Below are 21,855 nucleotides of genomic sequence, written 5' to 3'. Positions count from 1 at the left end.
CTTGAACCGTTCCAGACCCTTTCGCATATCCGTGCTGGCGGTGACCACCACCGCACTTCTCGCCACGGGAGCCGCCACCTCCGCCGCCGCGACCCCGTCCCCGCGACCCGCCGCCTCCGCGGCGACCTCCAGCGCGGACACGCCCGTCGAACGCCTCATAGTCGGATACAAGTCCCGTGCGGCGGAGGCCGCATCGGACTCCGCCGCGGACAAGGACGCTCGGGACAAGGGAGAGAGGACCGGTGAGTCGGTCGGCTTCGACCGCCGCCTCGGCACCGGCGCCGCCCTTCTCGACCTCGGCGGCAAGCTGGACGAGGGCGATGCCGCAGACGTCATGGCGGCCTTCCGCGCCGACCCTGACGTGGCCTACGTCGTCCCGGACACCCGCATGTACGCCACGGCCGTCTCCCCGAACGACACGGAGTACGGCCGCCAGTGGGACCTCTTCGAGAGCACCGCGGGCATGAACGTTCCCGCGGCCTGGGACAAGGCCACCGGACAGGGCGTCAAGGTCTCCGTGATCGACACCGGTTACGTCGCGCACTCGGACCTTGCCGCCAACATCGTCAGCGGCTACGACTTCATCTCCGACCCGTTCATCTCCCAGGACGGAGGAGGCCGGGACGGCAACGCGGCCGACCCCGGCGACTGGACGAACCGCGGCGAGTGCGGTGTCGACGAGGACGGCCTGCCCGTGCCGGGGCAGAACACCGACAACTCCTGGCACGGCACGCACGTCGCCGGCACGATCGCCGCCGCCGCGAACAACGGCAAGGGCGTGACGGGCATCGCCTACGACGCGACCATCCAGCCGGTGCGCGTGCTCGGCAAGTGCGGTGGGCTGACGTCCGACATCATCGACGCCATCACCTGGGCATCCGGCGGCTCCGTGCAGGGCGTGGCGAACAACCCGCACCCCGCGGACGTCATCAACATGAGCCTGGGCGGCGAGGGCGGCTGCGACTCCGGCACCCAGAGCGCGATCAACGCCGCCGTGGGCCGCGGAACGACGATCGTCGTCGCCGCGGGCAACGACAACGCCAACGCCGCGTACTTCAACCCGGCAAGCTGCAGCAACGTCATCACCGTCGCCGCGAGCGACCGCCAGGGCAACCGCGCCTACTACTCCAACTACGGCAGCGTCGTCGACATCACCGCCCCCGGAGGCGAGACCTCGCCGAGCAGTTCCAACGGCATCCTTTCCACGCTCAACAGCGGTGCACGCAGTATCGGGAGCGAGAACTACGTCGCCTACCAGGGCACCAGCATGGCCGCCCCCCACGTCGCCGGCCTCGCCGCGCTGATGGTCGAGGCGAACCCGTCCCTGACCCCGGCGCAGATCGAGTCGACGATCAAGAGCAAGGCCCGTACGCTGCCCGGTTCCTGCTCCGGTGGCTGCGGCGCCGGACTCGCCGACGCGGGTGCCGCTCTCGGCTCCGGCGGCACCACGCCCACGGGCTCGAACGTCTTCCGCAACACCGCCGACGTCAGCATCCCCGACAACGGCAGTTGGGTGACCTCGTCCGTGGCGGTGACCGGGCGCAGCGGCGACGCCCCGTCGAGCCTGAAGATCGACGTGGACATCAAGCACACCTACCGCGGCGACCTGATCATCGAGATCGTCGCCCCGGACGGGTCGTCCGCGCGCCTGAAGGAAGCGTCCGGCGACAGCACCGCCAACCTGCTCACCACCTACACCGTCGACGCCTCCGGGGTCGCGGCGAACGGCACCTGGACGCTGAGGGTGGCCGATGTCTACTCCGGCGACAGCGGATACATCGACTCCTGGGGCCTGACCTTCTGACGGTTCCGCCCACTGATCTGCCGGTGCCCCGGGGCACCGGCAGATCTCACGTTCCCCCGGGCCCGGTCGGGATCCCGCGGCGACACGAACGAGGGCAGGCGTCGCGCGCCTCGGATGCCCGGTGCCGCCCTTCGCCCCTGACTCGCCCCGACGTCGCACTCCCGGTTCACTGCTGCACTCCCGGCCCGCGCTCCCCATCGTGAATCCGGGCCCACGAGCCCTGTGCAGGGGCGGTCGGCACCGCGCAAGGCCGGTTCAGGGGCGGTCCGCGCCGCTTGGGAAAGCCGCGAGGAGCACGGCGAGAACGGCGGCGGCGACGAGCGCCGCGACTCCCAGGCTGAGCTGACCGGCCTGGATGAAGTTCTTCTCCGCGATGTCCGCGAGGCGCGCGTCGAAGTGGCGGATCTGAGCACCGGGTGCGCTCATCGAGACATGCGTGTGTGGATCCGCGTGCAGAATGATGTCGCGGCTGGCGCCGGTCCTCTCGGCCGGATCGGGAATCACCTGCTCGATGTCCCTGCCGAGGGTGGCTCCCAACCACACGGTCATCACCGTCCCGAGTGCGGCGAAGCTCATGGCCCCGCCGAGCGGTTGCTGGGTGTTCACGATTCCGGACGCCATGCCCGTCCGGTCCGATGGCATGATCTCCAGCACCAGCGCGACGACCGGAGTGATGACCATGGCCGAGGCCATGCCGACGACGGCCATGCCGAGCAGGACCGTGCCTCTGCCGACGGGAAAGCCGAACACCATGGTGAGCAGACCGAGCAGCAGACCCGCCTGACCGGACAGGAGCAAACGCCGCAAGCCGAATCTCTTGCGCAGCCCTGCGGCCTTCAGAGCGACCGCCGCATACCCGACGGCGAACGGAAGGACGAGGAACCCGGCCTCCACTGGGGAATACTCTCGAATGTTCCGGTAGTACTGCATCACGACGAAGAACGCCCCTTCGTTGCAGAAGGCTGCGAAGAACACCGTGGCCACGGCGAGGGCGTACAACCGGTTACGGAACAGAGAGATGTCGAGCATGGGATGGCGGGCTCGGGATTCCCGGACCACAAAGGCGAGGAATCCCACCGCACTCAGCCCGAGCAGCGAGAGCGTGATGCTCGAGAGCCATCCGAAGGACGGCCCCTGAATCATCACGAAGGCCAGTGACGCCACTGTCGTGATGAAGAGGAACTGGCCCGTCCAGTCGAATCTGCGGACGGGCACGTGTTGAGGCTCGGACACCCGTCGCAGTGTGACGACCAGCACGACGAAGCAGAGCGGAACCATGGCCACGAAGAGGCCGCGCCAGCCCGTCAACTGGGCCAGGATCCCTCCCACGGGCGGCCCCATGGCCACCGCCACGCTCCCCACGGCAACCCAGGCCCCGACAGCCCTCGTTCTCGCCTCCCGAGTGGTGCTCACCCTGCTCACAAGGGCGAGTGAGGTGACGATGACCGCAGCGGCCGAAACCCCCTGCACTCCTCTCGCCACCACGAGGACGAGCACACTCGACGTTGTGGCGGCGCCCAACGCGCAGGCGATGTACACGCTCAGACTCACCACATAGACGATTTTCCTGCCGAAGACGTCCGCCAGTGTCGCGCTGATCATCGTGGCCGAGGCCATACCGATGCTGTAGACACCCACGAGCCATTGCAGGTCGGATTCCCCCATGCCCAGACGACGCTGCATGTCGAAGATCCCGACGTAGGTGATCAGGACATTGACATTGACGACGAACAGCCCGAGATATGCCGCGAGGAGAGTTCCCTGCCGGCCGTTGTTCCAATAGGAGCGAACCGGCACAGAAGGCATTTCGGACGACATGGTCGGAGCGTAGCAGCGCGCCTGTGCATTCGATCAGACGAAGCGCTCCCCGTCGTCGATCCGCTGCTGCGGAAGATCGGGGCGGTGCCGGCCCAAGGGATCCGAGCCACAGGGGGTGTTCAGCGGTCCGTGCCGGCCGGTTCGTCGTACGTCGGACCGGCGGCGATCGTGGGCGAGGAGCACGGCCGTGGCCTCCGGCCGGAACTCCGGCGCCGACGAGGACCGAGCCGCTCCGCGCGCCGCCCGGAGCGGCGCGCGGAGCGGGAGGTCACAGGGCCCGAAGGTAGTACATGGTGCGGAACCCACCGCTGGTCGAACACGACAGGGTGTTCTGGGTGCTGGTGTAGGTGAAGCCGGGCGGGACCGTGCATGCCCACAGGCCCGTCTTGGGCGTGCGCAGGTAGTACATGGTGCGGAACCCACCGCTGGTCGAACACGACAGGGTGTTCTGGGTGTTGCTGTAGGTGAAGCCGGGCATGGTGGTGCAGGCCCACAGGCCGTCCGCGGGAGGCTGCACGTAGTACATGGTGCGGAACCCGCCGCTGGTCGAACACGACAGGGTGTTCTGGGTGTTGGTGTACGTGTAGCCGGGCGGGACCGTGCACGACCAGAACCCGGCGGCGGTCGTCAGCGAGGGGGTGCCTGGAGCGCCGGCCGCGGTGTGCGACGGCAGCGCCGGGGCAGCGGATGCGGTGGTGGGGGCAAGGGCGACGCCCACCATGGCGATGGCCGAGCCGATGCCGACTGACAGGGACCGGAGTTTCGAGCGCAGCATGGAGGCACTCCTGTGTTGGTCGTCCGACGGGCAGAACCAACGGGTGGGGGGTCGACCGGCGTCTGTCCCGTGCTCCGGTCGCCGCAGCGCGCGCTGGGATGCTCGCAGCCGGGTCGGCCGGGCGGCAAGTGGGTCACCTCTCACTGCGTCGAAGATCGGACGTACCGTGGACGACTGTGACCTGGAGTTTGTCCAGAGCCCCGTGACGAGCCCACGACCGGCGCCGTCGCTCGTATGTCCGAAACGCCATCGGGGAGGCAGCCGTTCCGGGAGGGGGGCTGCGCCCGGCGACCGGAGGACGTGTCGGTCGGACGGCCTTTGCGGGTTGGCGAGCGGTCGGCCGTTACCCGGGGTGGCGGAAGCGGACCGGCTCCCCACCGTTTCCGTACGGGCGTGCGATCAGTGCCTGCGGGCCTGTCCCCATCGCCCGGCCAGTGCCTCGTCGACGTGTTGGGCCAGCTCGGTGAGCCGGAGTCGCTCGGCGGCGTGGAGGTCCTGGGCGTCGACGGTGGAACGCAACCGGGCGAGTGCGGCCACGACGGGCGAGTGGCGGGCGGGGACGGTGCACCAGGCGAGTTCGCGCAGGAGCATCGCGATGCGCGCCAGTACGGCGGGCTCCGCGGCGCCGTAGCGCAGGGGCTGGTCCACGGCCAGGTCCAGCAGGTCCTGCAGGTCCGGACGGCACAGCACGACCCTGATCTGCCGGTGCTCGTCGCGCAGCAGCCGAGGCCCGAGGTCACGGCGCGCCAGCTCGCACAGCAGTGCGGAGGAATGGGACAGGGCGTGCACGGCGGTGGTCGGATCGTTGATCCCCGGGGAGAGTGCTTTTGCGGCGATGTCGGTGAGCTGGCGGAGTCCGAAGGCGACGTCCTGGAGGTCGGTGCGTTCGGCACCGGTCCGCACCGCGTGCGGGACTTCTTCGGCCAGACGCGCCCGGGTGTCGGGGGTGAACGGTTCCCCGGTGCGCGGCCAGGCGGCACCGACGGGCGTGCCGGCGATCAGGGAGCTTCCGGGTGGGCGGTCGATGCGCACCAGGGCGTCGGCTTCGACGGCTGCCTTCAGCAGAGCCGCCTCGTCCACGGAAGTGAGGAAGCCGGAGGCTCCGGCGGCCAGGGTGAGCGCGTTCGCGGGCGGTTCCGGTGGAGCGGCGGCGGAGTCACCCCTCGCGGAGGGCTCACCGCTGAGGTCCGGTTCCTCCGGGAGGAGCCGGTGGATGGTGCGGTCGGCGGCGGAGAGGACGCTGCTCATCATGGACTCGATCCGGATCTCGCGCGCCAGGTGCGACAGGAACAGCACCAGAGCGAGCACGCTCGCCAGGGTGAGAACGAAGGCCACGGTGACCGACGTCTGCGGGACGAAGCCGTTCTGCCCGTCGTCTCCGGTGCGGACGGTGAGCAGCACGGTCAGGGCGAAGGTGAAGGTCGCGAGGAAGAGTGCCAGCGTCGCCTGGACGTACCGGTCGGCGGTGAAGGTGCGCAGCAGACGCGGGGAGAACTGGCTGCTGGCCAGTTGCAGTGTCACCACGGTGAGCGAGAAGGTCAGCGCCGTGACCGTGATCATCGAGCCGGCGATCGCCGCCAGTACGGAGCGAGCGGCATCGGGGCTGCCGCCGAAGAGGTAGGCCCGCAGCCAGGACGGCATGTCGCGCTGCGTCAGCCCGTCCAGCAGGGGCAGTCCCACACCGGCGACGATGGCGAGAGCGACACCCAGCGTCGGCAGGGGCCACAGCTGGGCCCGGAGTCTCTCACTCATGGGCACGAGGAGTACGGACCGGCACGCCGGCCGCGGCCACGGAGCCTCCCGGTGCGGGAAGCCGGAAGGAGCGCTTCGGCATCAGCACAAGATCAGGTTACCGACCACGACACGTGCCACAACTCGTGCGGTGCTCGTGCGGGCGCAGGCTCGTGGGTGCCGTGGCACCGGCGTCCGGTTGCGCACCCGTGCCGGGCCCGGGGGCGGGACACCGACACCGGGTCAGCCGAGATCTCCGAAGATGCCCGCCAGCAGGACACCGGAGGCGAGGAAGACGACGGTCAGTGTCGCCATCGCGGCCTTCTGTGCCGCGGTCACCTCGCTCTGCGGCATCTCCATTCCGGCGCCGGCCGAGGCCGGTTCCGGGGCGGCGGCGCGGACCGCCTCGCCGCCCTCGCCGAGTGCCCTCACGGTCCCCATGCCGTGCTTCAGGTGATTGGCGACCAGCCAGACGTTCACCGGGTAGGCGAAGGCGAGTCCGGCCAGGACCGCGACGGAGAAGGTGGCCCAGAAGCGGACGCTGCCCGCGTCGTCGGTGCCCGGCACATGACTACGGATGATCACGAGCACGGCCACCATGGCACCCATCACGCAGTTCATCGACAGCCACTCCGCGAACACGGTGGAACGCACGGCCCGGAGGTAGCTTCCGCCGAGCATGTCCCGCATGAAGAGGGCCTGGAAGATCAGCAGCCCGAACCCGAATCCCACGACGTACTCGAGCAGGCTGTCGCCCCAGGGAGGAAGGCCCAGCACCGACGCGACCACCGCTGCCATCATGATGCCGGTGGCATCTCCGGCCACACAGTGGATGGTCGATCCGAAGGCCTGTTTCCACAGGGGCGCCACGAACCGCTCGTGGGTTCCGGGCCTGGGTTCCTTGCAGGAGAGCACATAGAGCGCCGCGCCGACCGGGCCGATGTAGAGCGTCACCAGGACCCAGCCCCACTTCATGACGGTCAGTTCGGGGTTCCTGGTGAACGCGTCGTGGGCAACGTAGACCGTGGACAGCACGACCAGGAGGAACCAGAAATACATCAGTGCGTCAGCCGTGCTCCCGCTGATGCCGCTGCCGGCCGCATACATGTACGCCGTGCCCCCCATCATCCGGCCGATGGCCGCTGTACCGGGTCTCACCGTCAATCATGGGCCGTGGAGGCATGTCCCGGGGTGGGCCGACGCACCCGCCGCGCCGTCTCGGCGTTCGCTCTCACCCCGGTGGAGGCGTCGGCCGGCGGCAGCGGCCGACCGACCCACCGCGGAGTCGGCGGAGCAGCGGTCCCTCGCCCGCTGCGGGCAGGGATCGGCGGCGGGACCAGGAGGAGCCTCCTCGACGCCGCCAGGGAGCACCACCCGGCACGCCCGACGCGGCCCGTCCCCGGGACCCTCGCCGCGCGGCCCGGGGCACATTTCGGCAACTGCCGCACGGGCGGTGGCCTTCGGCCCGTCATGTGCCCCGTACGGTCATCGCCCGTCGGATGCGGACTCGCCCCTGTCGCCCCGGACCGTGTCGACGAGGGGCGCCGGATCCCCCGGGAGATCGTCGCCGCGCCATGCCACGTGGCCGTCGGGGCGTACCAGCACGAAGGAGCGTTCGTACAGTTTGGCGATCTGCGGGTCGCCGCCCCGGTGCACTGTCAGCGGTACGCCCCGTTCGGCGAACGCGCGCTCGAATGCCGGAAGGCGGTCGTGGTCCGCGAAGCGAAGCAGCACGAAGCCCTGCCCGAACAGGTCGAGCGTGGAGGTGGAGGCGTCCCACCACGCGTGCGCGGCGCGGTGGCCGGGCTCGCTGCCGGGCCGCCAGTCCGCGTCCGGCCGGCCGTGGAGGATCGGTACGCCGGGGTCGTCGACGATCGCCGGCGAACGGTAGCGCAGTCCGAAGTGGATCTGCGGGGCGTCGAACTCCCGCCGCGCGCCGCTGCTCGCCAGCCGCCCGGCCATCTCGGTGCGGGCCCGCTCGCCCTCGGGCCCGTCCAGGTGGATCTCGGGCGGTACCTCCCTGCTCATGGTGCGCTGCAGGTTGGTGTTGGCCTCATCGAGGCTCTCCAGCGCGATCGGCCTGCGCTCGGTGTCGTATGTGTCGAGCAGATGCCGTCCCGCCCAGCCGTTCAGCGTGGCGGCGAGTTTCCAGCCCAGGTCGGCGGCGTCCGCGATACCGGTGTTGAGCCCGAAGCCGCCCGAGGGCGACAGGGTGTGCGCCGCGTCGCCGGCGAGGAGGACACGCCCGGCCCGGTACCGGTCGGCGACCCGGTGGGTGAGGTGCCACTGGCTGTCGCCGAGCAGCTCCACCGGCGTGTCGAAGGCGAGGGCCTCGTGGATCAGGGACAGCGCGTCGACACGGGTCCCACCGTCGCCGTCCGCGCCCACGACCAGGTTGTACAGGTCGCTGCCGTTCAGCGAGCGCATGGGGAAGCGCAGCGTGGACGACAGCATGAGGAAGTACACGAGGGCGGCGCGGTCGCCCAGCCGCTCCTTCAGTTCGGGGGCCCGGAAGAGGACGTTCCGGAAGATCTGCGTACGGTGACGGCCCGGTGCCTCGATGCCGCAGGCCCGGCGGATGGGGGAAGCGGCACCGTCGCAGGCGACCAGGAAGCGTGCCCGGACGGTGCCGGTCGCACCCGTGGCCCGGTCGGTGAGGACGGCGTCGACGTGGTCGTCGGCCGGCAGCACCTGGTCGACGGTGGTGCGGAGCCGCAGCGGGCCGTCCGGGTGGACGCCCACGGCCTGCACCAGCACCGGGCTCAGCCAGTGTGCGGGACAGATCTGGTCGGGCTCGGGAGTGTGCAGGAAGGCCGGTCGGCTCGCGGCGGTGCCACGGCGGTACCGGTACACCTCGTGACCGCCGACCCTGGTGACCCAGGCGATGTCCAGAGGGTGGTCGGCGGGCCAGCCCGCCCCCCGGACGGCGTCCGCGACGCCCCAGCGGCGGAACAGTTCCATCGAGCGCGGACCGATCGTGCTGACCTTGGGATGCCGGACCTGTCCGTCACCGGCGTCGACGACCACGCAGTCGATCCCGCGGTACCTCAGGTCCAGCGCCAGCGCCATCCCGACCGGGCCGCCGCCCACGATCAGCACATCGGTCCGCTCGCCGGAATGCGTCATCTCGTTCCTGCCTCTCCTCGTGGATCCGTCCTGCACGTTCGGCTCACGGTCCGCCCGCACCGCGCGGGGAGGGTGCGCGGGTGCGCCCTCCCCGCGTGCCCTCCGGTCAGGGGCGTTCGGCGGTGACCAGGAGGCAGCCGAAGTCGTCGGCCCCCGCCAGGTCGGACGGCTTGAAGGCACCGTCTCCGAAGTCGAAGTTGCCCTCGTCCATGGCCACGGGGCGGTCCTCGACCGCCGCCAGCTTCCCCAACTCGTCGGCGAGGCGCAGCGTGGTCTGCTCGGTGACGTCGAGGATCTCGCGCAGCCGCAGGCCGGAGCGGTGCAGCAGGGCGACGTAGTCGTCGATGTCCGCCGTGGTCGACATCAGGTCGTGGCAGAACTTGTCGATACCCGGGTGCCGAACCGCCTTGCGCGGGTGACGTTCGAACACATCGGTCAGGACGATCCGGCCGCCGGGCCGGAGCACCCGGCGCACCTCGGTGAACACCTGCTGCCGGTCCGGCATGTGGCAGACGGACTCCAGCGCCATCACGGCGTCGAACGACCCGTCACCGAAGGGGAGTTCCATCGCGTCGCCGTGCTGGAAGACCGCGCGGTCGGCGAGCCCGGCCTCGGCCGCCAGCCGTCCCGCGGTCTTGATCTGCTCCTCGCTGATGCTGATGCCGGTGACCCGCGCGCCCGTGCGCGTCACGACCCGCAGACCGGGGCCGCCCACCCCGCAGCCCAGGTCGAGGACGTGCGAGGAGTCGTCCACCCTCAGCCGCTCGATGAAGACGTCGGTGAGCCGGTCCATCGCCTCCTCGATCGTGGCATCGGAGTCCGGTGTGTCCCAGTAGCCGATGTGCACGTTGGGGTTGAAGGTTCCGTCGTTCATCGCGCTCAGCGTCAGCCGGTCGTACAGCCTGCCGACGGCTTCCGGCTCGGGCAGGGTCTGGACGGGGTCGGTCATGGGAACGGCCTCTCTGGTTGGCAGGTGCAGACAGCGGTTTCGGGCGGGGCGCGGCCCCGGCCGGCCACGGCATCCCGGTGGGCGGGCGCCGGTCGGGACCCAGTCGTTCGCGTGGGGACGTGCGTCCGCCACGGCCGGCCGGGCGTTACGGCACGGGTTTCACCGGCGCGAGCCCCCTCTCGAGCTGCCGGCAGTGGGCGTAGTCCGGCAGCAGGCCCTTCCGCCGCGCCTCGTCGAGGGTGATCGCCGCTCGGTCCCGCTCGGAGAGGATCGGTTCGGTGTCCGTGGTGACAGGCAGTGCGAGGACCGGGTCGAGGACGGAGAGCGAGAGTTCGTTCTCGGCGACGTAGCACTCGGAGAGCATGTACGACATGACGGTGTCGTCCTCCAGCGCCAGGAACGCGTGGCCCACTCCCACGGGAATGAAGCTGGCCCGGTGGTCGCTCTGGTCCATCAGCACCGCGTCCCAGCGGCCGAAGGTGGGTGAGCCGACCCTGATGTCGACGACGATGTCCAGCGCGCTGCCGCGGGAGCAGTGGACGTACTTCGCCGTGCCCGGTGGCGTCACCGTGTAGTGGATGCCGCGTACGACGCCGCGCCGGGACACGCTGTGGTTGGTCTGCGCGACGGGGAAGAGCGGGGCGCCATGGGCCTCGACGAACGCCCGCTCCTGGTACGGCGAGACGAACTTTCCCCGGTCGTCGGGGAAGACGCGGGGGGTGAACTCGATGGCTCCCTCGACGGTGAGTGCGCGTGCTTTCACATCTTCTCCCGTGGCTCGGTGGTCTGCTCGGTGGATCGGGGCGGGCGACTGGGCGTCACAGCGTCCCCAGTACCTCGCGCACGGCATGGATGACCTTGTCCTGGAGGTCGGGGGCGAGTGAGGGGTACATCGGCAGCGAGAAGATCTCGCCGGCCAGCGCTTCGGTGACCGGGAGCGACCCCTTGGCGTACCCGAGGTGGGCGAATCCGGTCATGGTGTGCACAGGCCACGGATAGCTGATGTTGAGGTGGATGTCGTACGCCTTGAGGCGCTCGATGATGTCGTCGCGCCGGGGGTGGCGGACCACGTACACGTAGTACACGTGCTCGTTGCCGGGCACGGTGCGCGGCAGGACGAGGTCGGTGTCGGCGAGACCGTCGGCGTAGCGCCGGGCGACCGCGCGGCGGCCGGCGATGTAGGTGTCGAGCCGCCCCAGCTTTCGGCGGAGGATCTCGGCGTGGAGCTCGTCGAGGCGGCTGTTGTGGGCCGGGGTCTCCAGGGTGTAGTAGCGCTCGTCCATGCCGTAGTAGCGCAGTCGGCGCAGTCGTTTCGCCACGGAGGGGTCCGAGGTGATCGTGGCGCCGCCGTCGCCGTACGCGCCGAGGACCTTGGTCGGGTAGAAGGAGAAGGCGGCGGCGTCTCCGGTGGTCCCGGCCATGGTCCCGCCCTGCCGGGCGCCGTGGGCTTGGGCGCAGTCCTCCAGGACGGCCAGTCCGTGCCGGGCGGCGAGTTCCTTCAACGGGCCCATGTCCACGCACTGGCCGTACAGGTGGACGGGGAGGAGGCATCGGGTGCGCTCGGTGATGGCCGCACCGACCTGGCCGGTGTCCATGAGGTGGTCGTCCTCACGGACGTCGACGAAGACGGGAGTGGCGCCGGTGGAGTCGATGGCGACGACGGTGGGTGCCGCGGTGTTCGACACCGTGATCACCTCGTCGCCGGGGCCGATGCCGAGGGCCTGCAGTCCCAGCTTGATCGCGTTCGTCCCGTTGTCGACACCCACGCAGTGGCCCACCGAGTGGTAGGCGGCGAACTCCTCCTCGAAGCCGCGCACGCTCGCGCCGAGCACCAGCCGCCCCGAGGAGAAGACCGTCTCAACGGCGTCGAGGATGTCCGGGCGCTCGGCCTCGTACTCCGCCAGGTAGTCCCATACACGCGTCGTCATCTTCCAGCCTTTCCAGAACGTCGACGCACGGCGGTGCGTCTGCGGTGGGTGGTGGCGGGGTGGCCGTCACCGGGGCTCCTCCCGCTCGCGGACCAGGGCGGTCACGGCGCGGCGCACTCCTTCGGGCAGCGGGATCCTGGGGTGCCAGCCGGTGGCCGCACGGAACGGCGAGGAGTCGAGGGTCACGCTGCGGAAGTCCGTCGGGGGGGCGTGCGCCGGTGGCTCGACGGACACCACGTCGACCGGGGGCCGCCCCAACGCCTCGGCCACGGTGCGGGCGACGAGCCGAAAGACGTCACCGAGTGCGTCCCCGCGGCCCGCACCGATCAGCCAGTGGCCGCCCACCAGGGAGTCCGGGTGGCTCAGGGCGGCCGTGAACGCCGCCGCGACGTCGTCGACGTGGACCAGGTCGCGGCGCACCGTGCCGTCGTGCCACATGGTGAGCGTCTGACCGTCGAGCGCCCGCCGCGCCATGGCGGACACGACACCCCGGTCGCCTGCACCGGGCGCCGCGCTCTCGCCGAACACCGTGGGCAGACGCAGGCTGATGCCACGTACCCGGCCCTCGGCCGTGGCCTTGAGCAGGAGTTGTTCGGCGGCCAGCTTCTGCCGGTCGTAGGCGGTTTCGGGGCGGTCGGGTTCGGTGCCGTCGAGCGGCTCCCGCTGCGGTACACCGACCTGCGAGGCGGCACCGCCGTACACGACCAGCGGGGGCGCCACCTCGCCGGGGGCCGGCCGCAGTACGTCGACGAGGTCCCGCATGACACCGACGTTGACGCGCTCGGCGCCGGGGTCGCTCTCGGCGGCCCGCCAGCCTCCCTCCCCCAGCAGCAGATGGATCACCGCGTCCGAGCCGGCGACCGCCTCGGCGAGAGCCCTCCGGTCGGTGAGGTCGGCGGTGACGACGGTGGTTTCGGCCGGGCCGGGAGCGGGTGCGCTCGGCCTGCGCGCAACGGCCCGCAGCCTGATCCGACGGCCCGCCAGTGCGTGGGTGACGGACGATCCGACGAAGCCGGAGGCACCGAGTACGGTGACCAACGGTGTGCGCTCCATGGCGCTCCTCTTCTTCATGTCAGCGGTGCCTTCCTCCATGGCGCTCCCCTCCCCCGGGACCGCGCCCCTGTGGCGTTGAGGCAGGCCAGAAGCGTGCGGGCCTCCACGTTCAGGTAGTGGCCGTGGCGGGTGAGGGCCCTGAGCTGGGCCGGGGTGGCCCAGGTGTAGGCGGGGGGCGGGTCGAGCGAGGCGTCGTCGGCTTCGACGACGAGGTACCGGCTCCTCGCGTTGAGGAAGCGCCCGCCCTCCTCGGAGAGGACGGCCTGGTAGTGGATGTGCGACGGCGGGGCGTCGAGCACGGCGTCGAGGAACGGCGGGCGGTCCGCCGGGGGCAGATGGGTGTAGTTGCCGGGTGTGCACTGGACGGTCGGGGCCAGCTCGACGGTGTCCAGGAAGCCACCCTCGGCCCGGGCGTGCACCAGCACATGGGGGACTCCGTCGATCTCGCGTACGAGGAACGCGGTGACCCCCAGCCCCACGGGTTCGACCAACGGCTGGTCCCAGCTGACCACTTCGCGGTTGCCGGCCCGTACGGAGACGGCGACGACCTTGAAGTAGCGGCCGTCCTCGTGCTCGATCGACTCGGCGCCGCGCTTCCAGCCGCGCACATCGGCGAGCGGTATGCGTTCGGCGCACACGTCGTGGCGGGAGCGCTCGCCCGTGAACCAGGACAGGAGTTGCGCGTCCGGCAGCAGCGCGCCGGTGGACGTGTCCGGGTACGGCACGCACGACAGCACGGTCCTGGCGTTCATGTTGACCATGTCGTCCTCGTGCAGCAGCTCGGCGATCTGGCCGAGGGTGAGCCAGCGGAAGTCGTCCAGCTCGGGGACGTCGCCGACGGTCTCCACGATCATGTTGCGGTTGGTCTTGCGGTAGAACCACGAGCCTTGTTCGGACTGGAGGACGTCGACGACGACGCGATCGGGATCGGGCCGGAAGAAGTGGTCGATGAGCTTGACGTCCGTACCCCGGTGGGCCCCGGTGTAGTTGCTGCGGGTGGCCTGCACGGTCGGGGAGAGCTGGAGCAGATTGGCGTTGCCCGGCTCCATCTTGGCCTGCATCAGGAAGTGCAGCACCCCGTCGAACTCCTTGGCCAGGATCCCGAGGATGCCCACCTCGGGCTGTCTGACGACCGGCTGCTGCCACTCCCGGTACGGGCCGTCACCGGAGGGCCCGTCCCGCTCCACCACGTGCATGCCCTCGACGGTGAAGAACCGGCCGCTGCGGTGCACGAGATTGCCCGTGCCCTGCTCGAACCGCCACTGGCCCAGCTCCGCGAACGGTATCCGCTCCACGTGGAAGGCGTGGGCCCGGCGGCGCTCGGCCAGCCAGGCGCGCACGTCCTCGGTCCGCACCCGCGCCCCTCGCCCGGTCGCGGCCGAGAGGGCGATGCGGTCGGCCAGCCGGCCGTCCTCGCGCGGACGTACGGCCGGGGCGGCGGGCGGTGGAACGATCCGGGACGACATCGCGGGCTCCTCGCCGGTCAGGACCGCTGCGCGGTGATCAGGACGTAGCCGGTGTGCGGGTGCCTCCCGACGCCCTCCATCAGGTCGGCCGCCGCGGCCATCTGCTCCGCCGCGCCGGAGTCGAGGGAGTCGGCGAGCCCCCGGAACGCTGCGGCGGCGTGCCCGTAACTGGAGCGGACCTGCTCACCGATGTCCGTCAGCTCCAGGAGTTCCCAGCCCGCTGCCGCCAGATGGGCGCGGTGCTCGTCGGGCGTGTTGATCCCGGCGATCTCGTACATGCGCAGCATCCCGTCCAGTACGGCCTTGTCGTCGCCGCTGAACGGCCGCCGCAGGCACAGGTCGGCGACGACGAGCCGGCCGCCGGGCTGGACGACTCGGTGGAGTTCCGTCAGCGCGCGGGTCTGGTCGGTCATGTGCAGCAGCGACTCGATCGCGAAGGCACCGTCGAAGGAGCCGTCCTGGAAGGGGAGATCCGTGGCGTCCGCCAGCCGGAAGGAGACCCGGCCGCCGAGGCCGGCCCCCACCGCCCGCTCCGCCGCCTCGGCGACCTGCTGCTGGCTGACGGTGATGCCGGTGACGTGCACGTCGTGGGCCACCGCGATGCGCAGGGCCGGTACCCCGATGCCGCAGCCCACGTCCAGCAGGTGCCGGCCCGGCCGGAGGTCGAGGCGGTCGGCGACCAGGTCGGTGAGGCGGTCGGTGGCTTCGGCGAGCGGGACGCCGGGGTCGTCGTCCCAGTAGCCCACGTGGATGTTGCCGCCCATGGCGGTGGTGGCTCCGGCGTCGGCGAACTGGTCGTACACCTCGCCCACCGAGTCGGCGGTGGTGTCGGACTTCTGCGTCATTGCTGTGCCTTCCTGTTGTGCGTTGTCGATGCCTCGCCGCGGGTCACGGAAGGTCGGACGGGTCGAGGACCAGCCGTGTCGGGCCGTGGAAGACCAAGTCGTCGGCGTACTCGACCCGGTGACGGCCGCGGCCGAGCCCGGGGATTCCGTCCAGCAGGGTGCTGAGGCCGATCTCGGCCTCGGCGCGGGCGAGCGTGGCGCCGAGGCAGTAGTGGATGCCGAGGCCGAAGCCCAGGTGCCGGTCGGCGGCGCGGTGGACGTCCAGGACGTCGGGGTCCGGGAAGCGTGCTGGGTCCCGGTTCGCCGAGCCCAGCAGGGCCACCACGCGGCTGCCGCGCGGCACGTCGTACCCGCCGAGGCGCGCGTCCTCGTACGCCCAGCGCGTCACCGCCTGCACCGGCGGGTCGTAGCGCATGAGTTCCTCGACCGCGGGCGGTGTCACCTCGGGCGCGCCGCGCAGCTCCGCCAGGACCTCGGGGTGCGCCCGCAGGGCCAGCACGGCCTTGGCCAGGAAGTTGGTGGTGGTCTCGTGTCCGGCGGTGAGCAGATGGACGCACGTCCCGACGATCCCGTCCACGCTCAGCCGTGCTCCGGTGTCCCGGGCCCGGACGAGGAGGGTGAGCAGGTCGGCACCGTCGCCGCCGCTCCGCCGGTCCACCTCCTGCCGGAAGTAGCGCGCGAACTCCCGGGAGGCCGCCTCGGCCCGGGCGTATCCGCCGGCGCCGCGTGATCGGGTGGTGCTGGCCTCCTGGAGGGCGACCGCGCCGGCCCGCAGCCATGCGCGGTCCTCTTCGGGGAGGCCGAGCAGTTCGGAGATGACGAGGACGGGGAAGGGTGCGGCGAAGCCCTCGACGAGGTCTGCCTCGCGGTGCCCTCGCAGCCGTTCCACGAGTTCCCGCGCGAGCCGGGTGATGCGTGGACGGAGATCGGTGACGATCGAGGGCGAGAACCGGGTGTTGAGCAGGGAGCGCAGTTCGGTGTGGCGCGGCGGGTCCAGGAAGACCAGCCAGTTCTCGACGATGTTCCGCAGGGCCCGGTGCTCGGCGGGGATCGGGACGGGTGCCGTGGGGGTGCCGGTGTCGCCGGACGCCACGCGCGCGTTCCGTCCGAACCGCCGGTCGGACAGTACGCGGACGACGTCGTCGTACGTGAAGACGTAGAAGGTGTCCGGCCCACCCGGGCCCCGAGGGGTGCGATGGACCGGCGCGACCTCCCGGTAGCGCCGGTAGACGGGGTAGGGGTGCCTGATGTCCTCGCTGTCCCAGCCCATGAGGTCGAACCGCGGCAGCGTCGCGCGGGGCATGCCATCTCCTTCGGTCGGCAGTGCGGCGGTGTGGTTCGGGGCGCCCCGGCCGCGGGGCGGCCGGAAGGGGCCGCCCCGCTAGCGGCCCGGCGGCCGGAAGTGATCGGCCCAGAACGCGCTCATCTCGCCGACCCGCGCGGGGACGACGGGATGTTTGCCGCATTCCGCCGCGAGGTCGTCGAGGCGCCGGGCGATACCGCGCCGGGCCACGTCCGGACGGGAGACGGCCATCGGCTGCTCGAGCAGTTCGAACGACGGTCCGGCGGTCATGCCCCGGCGACCCGACGGCATGGTCACGAGCAGTTCCGCCAGCGGGCGCATCAGGCCCGTCATCATGTCGATCGCGGCGTTCATCAGGTCGGACCGCCGCAGGGCGGCGTCGGGACACTCACCGAAGTGCTGGACCATGAGCTGAAGCGCCATGAAGTAGGCGCGGTTGAACAGCTCCATCACCGCCCGGGCGCCGGCATCGGTGACCGTCTCCATCGCCGGGTTCCCCGGACCGAGGGTGGGGTTCCGTACGACGGGGTAGGCCGGGTTCCACCGTTCGGCCCCCGCGTGCGGCCCGTCGGTCGGCCCGCTGCGGAGCAGCTCGGAGATGCGCAGGAACGCGTGGTAGTGGGACGTCTCGTCGCCTCGCGGGCCGAGTGCTCCTCCCTCCCCCTGCTCGGTGATGACGTCGACGGCGAACAACGCACTGGCGAGGTCGTCGACTTCGAGCTGGTAGTCGGGATGGGTCCGGTTGAGGGACTTCCGGAGGAAGAGGTGGTGCTCCCCGCCTCCCCTGCCCTTGTCCACCATGAAGAGGTCCGGGACGCTCTGCAGCCCCTCCCGGAGGTCCGCGTAGAGCTCGCTCAGCGAGCCGTAGGGGTGCCGTTCGTCGTACGCGGCGAGGACTGCCGGTCCGTCACCGCGCCGTACCTCCTCGACAAGGCCCTCCGGACGCTCGATCTGCACGAACCGCTCCACGCTGCCGGGTCCCAGCCGCTCGAGGGAGAAGTCCAGCGGGACCGCGAGCTCGTGGTTGACGGTGCCGAAGTCGATACGGGGCACGTGGAACGGCTCGCCCACCGCGATGAGGATGTTGTTGACGAGCAGGAAGTGGATCATCTCCTCGCGGGCGATGTCCAGAAGCATGCTGCGGATGCCCTCGTCAAGGGTCTCCCCGCCGTCCCCGCAGGCGAGCCGAAGCTGCTCGGGCGTCCACCGCCCCCGCCGCACGTACTCCACGCCGGCACCGTGGGTGGGCACCGAGTAGGCGGCGTAGAGGTACTGGAGCATGACGGCCAGTTCGATCGCGGCGGCGTCGCGCAGCACCTTGACGAGTTGGTCCCGGGTGGTGATCCTCCGGCTTCTGCGGCCCGTGGCCCGCACCGGCGAGAGGACTTCGTCGGGCTTCTGCTGGGCCCGCAGAAACGTCAGCAGGAGCTGGGCCTTCGGTTCGGACAACTCCCGGGTGGGCGGCATGTAGTAGGTCTTCGCCTTGTTGCGCGGATCGCACATCTGCCAGATCAGTTTGGCGTACGTCTCGACCTTGCAGCGGTCCGCGAGGCTGAAGACCTCCGCCTTCATGAACGAGTACGTGTGCTCGTAGAACGCGAAGACCTCTTCGTACACCAGGTCGAAGCTCGCCTCGTCCTGGCCCGTCCCGGCCAGCCGCCAGTCGTCGGGCAGCACCCGCACCGTCAGATACCCTGCGCCGGGCCAGTAGCCGAGCGCGTCGTCGTGGTCGTAGCCGCGCGTGGCGGAGCCGGACCGGTCCGGGTCGCACGGCAGGTCGTCGGGGCCGGTGGACAGCAGGATTCGGGCGGTCCCGGACGCCGCGCCCCGCAGGGTGAACCAGCCCCGGCCCGCGTCGTCCGTGCCCAGAACACATGTGCCCGACCATGCACCGTCACCGCCCCGCCGTCCCGTACGCAGCCGGACGACATCGACGTCCGAGCACCGCGCGTCGGGGGAGGTCGCGGCCGGGTCACGCGGCAGGGCCCGGGGGTTGAAGAACTGCCGCACGCCGATCCCGCCGACGGCGGCCGGACGTCCCCGTACGAAGGACCGCACGAGCACCTCGACGTCGTGGTCCGCGTCGGCCGCGTCCCGGGGGTGCTCCAGCATGAGGGCCGCATCGTCGGCCTGGACGTTGACCTCCTTCTCGCGCAGGTGCACCACCGGACCGTCGGGGCCGGTCCCGACCAGGTGCAGCGCCTCCTCGGCGGCCTCCCTCGCCGGCAACTCGACGGGGACCGTCACCAGGCCGCCGGCGAGGGCGTACGCCTCCCCGAGGTAGCTCTGCCGGGGCACCCGGGCGACCAGCCGGTCGCTGTCCGCCGTCCGTAGTTCGAGATCGCCGAGGTCGAGCGGCACGGGCTCGGACCGGCCGTCTCGCACCGGACCGGAGGCGGGCATCGCGGTGATCATGTTGAGCATGGCGTGGTCGTCCGTCAGTTCGACGGTGAGGTTGTGCGGCCCGCCGGGCCCGGGGCGGCTCGGGACCAGCAGGCGGCCCGCCGGGTAGGTGCGCGGCTCGCACGGCCGCCAGGGTGCGATGGTGCCGCGCAGTCGCCAGCGGCTCGGCCGGTCGGGGGCCTCCGGTGCGGACAGATGGCTCAGCGAGAACTGCACGACCAGCCCGCCGGCCTCCTCGCGGGCCGCGGTCTCCCGCAGGAGCCGTACGGCCGGTGAGACGGCCGCCTCGTCGAGCCAGGTCGGTTCCCCCTCCCCGGCCACGACGAACTGGTGGACCACGGACCGGCGCAGCCGTTCGGCCAGCCAGTGCTCCCCGACGTCCCTCACGTGGTGGGTGTTGTGCCACCTCGGGGGGTGGAAGCCGTGGACGGCGCCGCTGGCCATGTAGCCGACGTCGTGGGAGCGGCCGTCACGCCCGAAGCAGAACTGTCCGACCATGAGGGTCGTCGTCCAGTCGGAGGCCGGGTCGACGTCGAAGACGCGGGCCCGGTTGACCGTGGTGCCGAGATACTCGTTGTAGTGCCCCCACATGTCGACGGCGCGCCCGATCACCGGATCCTCGGTGTCCAGATCGCCCGCGCGGCACTCGACTCCGACGATCCGCGCGTCGACGGCGAAGTGTCCGTTGCCCGCGAAGTCCTCGCCCTTGGCCGCACTGAAGGGGCCGTCGGTCGCCGGGCGGCCGGTGCTGTCGTACCGCGGCCCGATCAGGTCGAGGTGGTCGTGGTACTCGCCCGGCGGACGGTGGGACGGGAAGGGCTGCCCGTCGGCGGTGAGTGCCGTGTTCGTGGCCAGGTCGACGAGGCCGCTGCGGGCGCCGGTGGGCGCATGGGTCGTGGCGGTTCCGGAGAAGTGCAGCCGGGGCAGGTCGAAGACGCTCACGCCGACCGGTCCGAGCGGCTCGGTCGGGAGGCGGCGAACACGCCCCGGGCGCGCGGCTCGCACCACTCGATCTCGTGCGCGGCGTCGATCGCCGACTCGATGGCGCCCTCGATCCACGCGGGCTTCGAAGAGCAGTGCTCGCCGGCGAAGAAGAGGCCCCGCTGCGGCCGGGCGGCCTCGCGACGTTCGGCCTCGCGTAGGGCGGCCTCCTGACCCCATCGGACCGTGGCCGCTCCCCAGGACCATCGGCGAGCGCCCCAGGCCCGGCCCGCCACCCCCAGGACCATGCCCGGCTCGCGCAACTCCGGGTGCATCACGCTGAGTTCCCGGGTGACAAGGGCGTTCCGCTCGGGCTCGCTGAGCCGGGCGAGGGCGTCGGCGTCCGGTCCGATGGTGTAACTGGCGAGCAGCACCGCGCCGAGGGCGGGGTCGCCGTCGGCGGGTGGGTAGTACGTCTGCCGGACGTGGCCGCCGGTGAAGGAGGCACCCCCGCTGATGCCGTCCTTCTCCCAGAACGCCTCGCGGCAGTGGAAGGCTATCTTCGTCGCCGGCCAGTACTTCGTCTGGTGGACGATATCCAGTTTCTCCTGGTCGAAGCCGGTCAATCGCATCCTCCGGAGTACGGTGAACGGGATGGTGCACACCACGTAGTCACAGGTCCTGGTGACCGTGGTGACGCCCTGCCGGATCCGCAGGACGACCGTGTCGTCGCGCACGTCGATGCCCACGACCTCCTGGCCCAGCGAGATCCTGCCGCGGATCCGCGCGGCGAGCCGCCGGGGCAGCGCGTCCATGCCGTCCCGCAGCCGCACGATGCTGGAGCTGGTCTCGTCCAGCACGTCGTCGAGGAAGCGCTCCAGCCGCAGCGGGCAGGACGACCGTATTCGGGGGTGGTCGGCGAAGAAGGCGTGCAGGTCGATCCTGTTGTGCGCGGTACCGCACCGGTACGGTGTCAAGTCGATGTGGTCGACGAGGTCGAGCAGTTCCACGCCGATGTCGTCGTGCAGCCCGTCGTAGAACTGGCGCGGCGCGATGGCCCTGATGCTGGCGTCCAGCCAGGCCCCGAACAGCAGGGTGTCGGAGCGGTAGTGCGCGCTCGGCAGTTTGGCGGCGAAGTTGTCGACGAGGGTGTCGTGCGCCTCGCGCACACGAAGGTATCCGGCGGAACTCGGCAGGTAGGCGGCGTCGTCGGAGAACAGCGTCCGGAACTCGCGCACCTGGTTCTGCAGGCCGAGTTCGGCGATGTAGTGCATGGTCAGCCGGTGCCCGGCGGGGATGCGCATCGCGCCGAGCTCGGCGAACGGACCGGCCTCGCCGGCACCGGCGAAGCGGTGGGTGTGAATCCGGCCGCCCACCTCGCGGCTTCCCTCGATGATCTGGACGTCGTGTCCGAGGCGTTCCAGCTCATAGGCGGTCACCAGACCGGCGATGCCGGCGCCGATGACGGTCACCTTCTTCGGTCCACCGATGGCGCCGTCCGGCCCGTCACTGTCCTGCAAGGGTGCCGTCACAGGTTTCCTCCAGTACGCGAAGTCCAAGGCCGGGGCGGTGCGGGATGAACGCGGCGCCTTTCCGTGTTTCGGAAGGGGCGATGCCGGGGATTGCGCATCGGCAATTCTTCGGGGGGCGGCAGTGCGCCCGTATCCCCCGGCGGACCTGCGCACGAGTGGTTCGACGAGCCGTCCGTCGGCGTGGTCGGGTGGGCACGGCTG

15 protein-coding genes are annotated in these 21,855 nt (G+C 71.0%); 1 reads left to right on the top strand and 14 read right to left on the bottom strand.

Features of this window, described 5'->3' with window-relative positions; all coding sequences use genetic code 11:
- The first annotated feature begins 31 nt into the window (after positions 1 to 31).
- Positions 32 to 1,804 carry a S8 family serine peptidase gene (locus tag AB0J10_RS22105; RefSeq protein WP_363064168.1) on the top strand — a complete coding sequence of 591 codons (1,773 nt, stop codon included), beginning with the start codon at positions 32 to 34 and terminating at the stop codon, positions 1,802 to 1,804.
- A gap of 255 nt (positions 1,805 to 2,059) precedes the next feature.
- Here AB0J10_RS22105 and AB0J10_RS22100 read toward each other — a convergent pair whose 3' ends face one another.
- From AB0J10_RS22100 to AB0J10_RS22035, 14 genes are all read right to left on the bottom strand, one after another.
- A complete protein-coding gene (locus AB0J10_RS22100; RefSeq protein ID WP_363064092.1) occupies positions 2,060 to 3,622 on the bottom strand; it encodes an MFS transporter in 1,563 nt (520 codons plus the stop codon).
- A 268-nt stretch (positions 3,623 to 3,890) separates the two neighbouring features.
- Entirely contained in the window at positions 3,891 to 4,397 is a 507-nt protein-coding gene (locus AB0J10_RS22095) for a hypothetical protein (protein WP_363064090.1), read from the bottom strand.
- A gap of 399 nt (positions 4,398 to 4,796) precedes the next feature.
- Entirely contained in the window at positions 4,797 to 6,149 is a 1,353-nt protein-coding gene (locus AB0J10_RS22090; RefSeq protein ID WP_363064088.1) for a DUF2254 domain-containing protein, read from the bottom strand.
- Between the two features lie 222 nt (positions 6,150 to 6,371).
- Positions 6,372 to 7,286 (bottom strand): DUF4396 domain-containing protein, encoded by a 915-nt coding sequence (locus AB0J10_RS22085; RefSeq protein ID WP_363064086.1) that lies wholly within the window; start codon positions 7,284 to 7,286, stop codon positions 6,372 to 6,374.
- A 327-nt stretch (positions 7,287 to 7,613) separates the two neighbouring features.
- The gene (locus tag AB0J10_RS22080; protein WP_363064084.1) at positions 7,614 to 9,254 is read right to left on the bottom strand and encodes an FAD-dependent monooxygenase; all 1,641 of its coding nucleotides are present in this window, start codon (positions 9,252 to 9,254) and stop codon (positions 7,614 to 7,616) included.
- A 106-nt stretch (positions 9,255 to 9,360) separates the two neighbouring features.
- A complete protein-coding gene (locus tag AB0J10_RS22075; protein WP_363064082.1) occupies positions 9,361 to 10,203 on the bottom strand; it encodes a methyltransferase domain-containing protein in 843 nt (280 codons plus the stop codon).
- 145 nt (positions 10,204 to 10,348) lie between these two features.
- On the bottom strand, positions 10,349 to 10,966 hold the full coding sequence (rfbC, locus tag AB0J10_RS22070; RefSeq protein WP_363064080.1) for a dTDP-4-dehydrorhamnose 3,5-epimerase: 618 nt from the start codon (positions 10,964 to 10,966) through the stop codon (positions 10,349 to 10,351).
- 55 nt (positions 10,967 to 11,021) lie between these two features.
- The gene (locus AB0J10_RS22065) at positions 11,022 to 12,131 is read right to left on the bottom strand and encodes a DegT/DnrJ/EryC1/StrS family aminotransferase (RefSeq protein ID WP_363064078.1); all 1,110 of its coding nucleotides are present in this window, start codon (positions 12,129 to 12,131) and stop codon (positions 11,022 to 11,024) included.
- 66 nt (positions 12,132 to 12,197) lie between these two features.
- On the bottom strand, positions 12,198 to 13,202 hold the full coding sequence (locus AB0J10_RS22060) for an NAD-dependent epimerase/dehydratase (protein WP_363064076.1): 1,005 nt from the start codon (positions 13,200 to 13,202) through the stop codon (positions 12,198 to 12,200).
- Entirely contained in the window at positions 13,199 to 14,650 is a 1,452-nt protein-coding gene (locus tag AB0J10_RS22055) for an NDP-hexose 2,3-dehydratase family protein (RefSeq protein WP_363064074.1), read from the bottom strand. The genes AB0J10_RS22060 and AB0J10_RS22055 overlap by 4 nt, the downstream gene beginning before the upstream one ends.
- 17 nt (positions 14,651 to 14,667) lie before the next feature.
- Positions 14,668 to 15,495: a methyltransferase domain-containing protein gene (locus tag AB0J10_RS22050; protein ID WP_363064072.1), complete on the bottom strand. Its 828-nt coding sequence runs from the start codon at positions 15,493 to 15,495 to the stop codon at positions 14,668 to 14,670.
- A gap of 43 nt (positions 15,496 to 15,538) precedes the next feature.
- Positions 15,539 to 16,798, bottom strand: a complete 1,260-nt coding sequence (locus tag AB0J10_RS22045) for a cytochrome P450 (protein WP_363064070.1) — start codon at positions 16,796 to 16,798, stop codon at positions 15,539 to 15,541.
- Between the two features lie 78 nt (positions 16,799 to 16,876).
- On the bottom strand, positions 16,877 to 20,143 hold the full coding sequence (locus tag AB0J10_RS22040) for a ferritin-like domain-containing protein (protein WP_363064068.1): 3,267 nt from the start codon (positions 20,141 to 20,143) through the stop codon (positions 16,877 to 16,879).
- Positions 20,140 to 21,654 carry an NAD(P)/FAD-dependent oxidoreductase gene (locus AB0J10_RS22035; protein WP_363064066.1) on the bottom strand — a complete coding sequence of 505 codons (1,515 nt, stop codon included), beginning with the start codon at positions 21,652 to 21,654 and terminating at the stop codon, positions 20,140 to 20,142. Before AB0J10_RS22035 ends, AB0J10_RS22040 begins: the two co-directional genes overlap by 4 nt.
- Positions 21,655 to 21,855: the final 201 nt, after the last annotated feature.

The sequence above is a fragment of the Streptomyces sp. NPDC049887 genome, from assembly GCF_040656535.1.
Classification (GTDB): Bacteria; Actinomycetota; Actinomycetes; order Streptomycetales; family Streptomycetaceae; genus Streptomyces.
The sequence above is the reverse complement of the archived record's forward strand: the minus strand, read 5'-3'. Positions and strand labels throughout refer to the sequence as shown.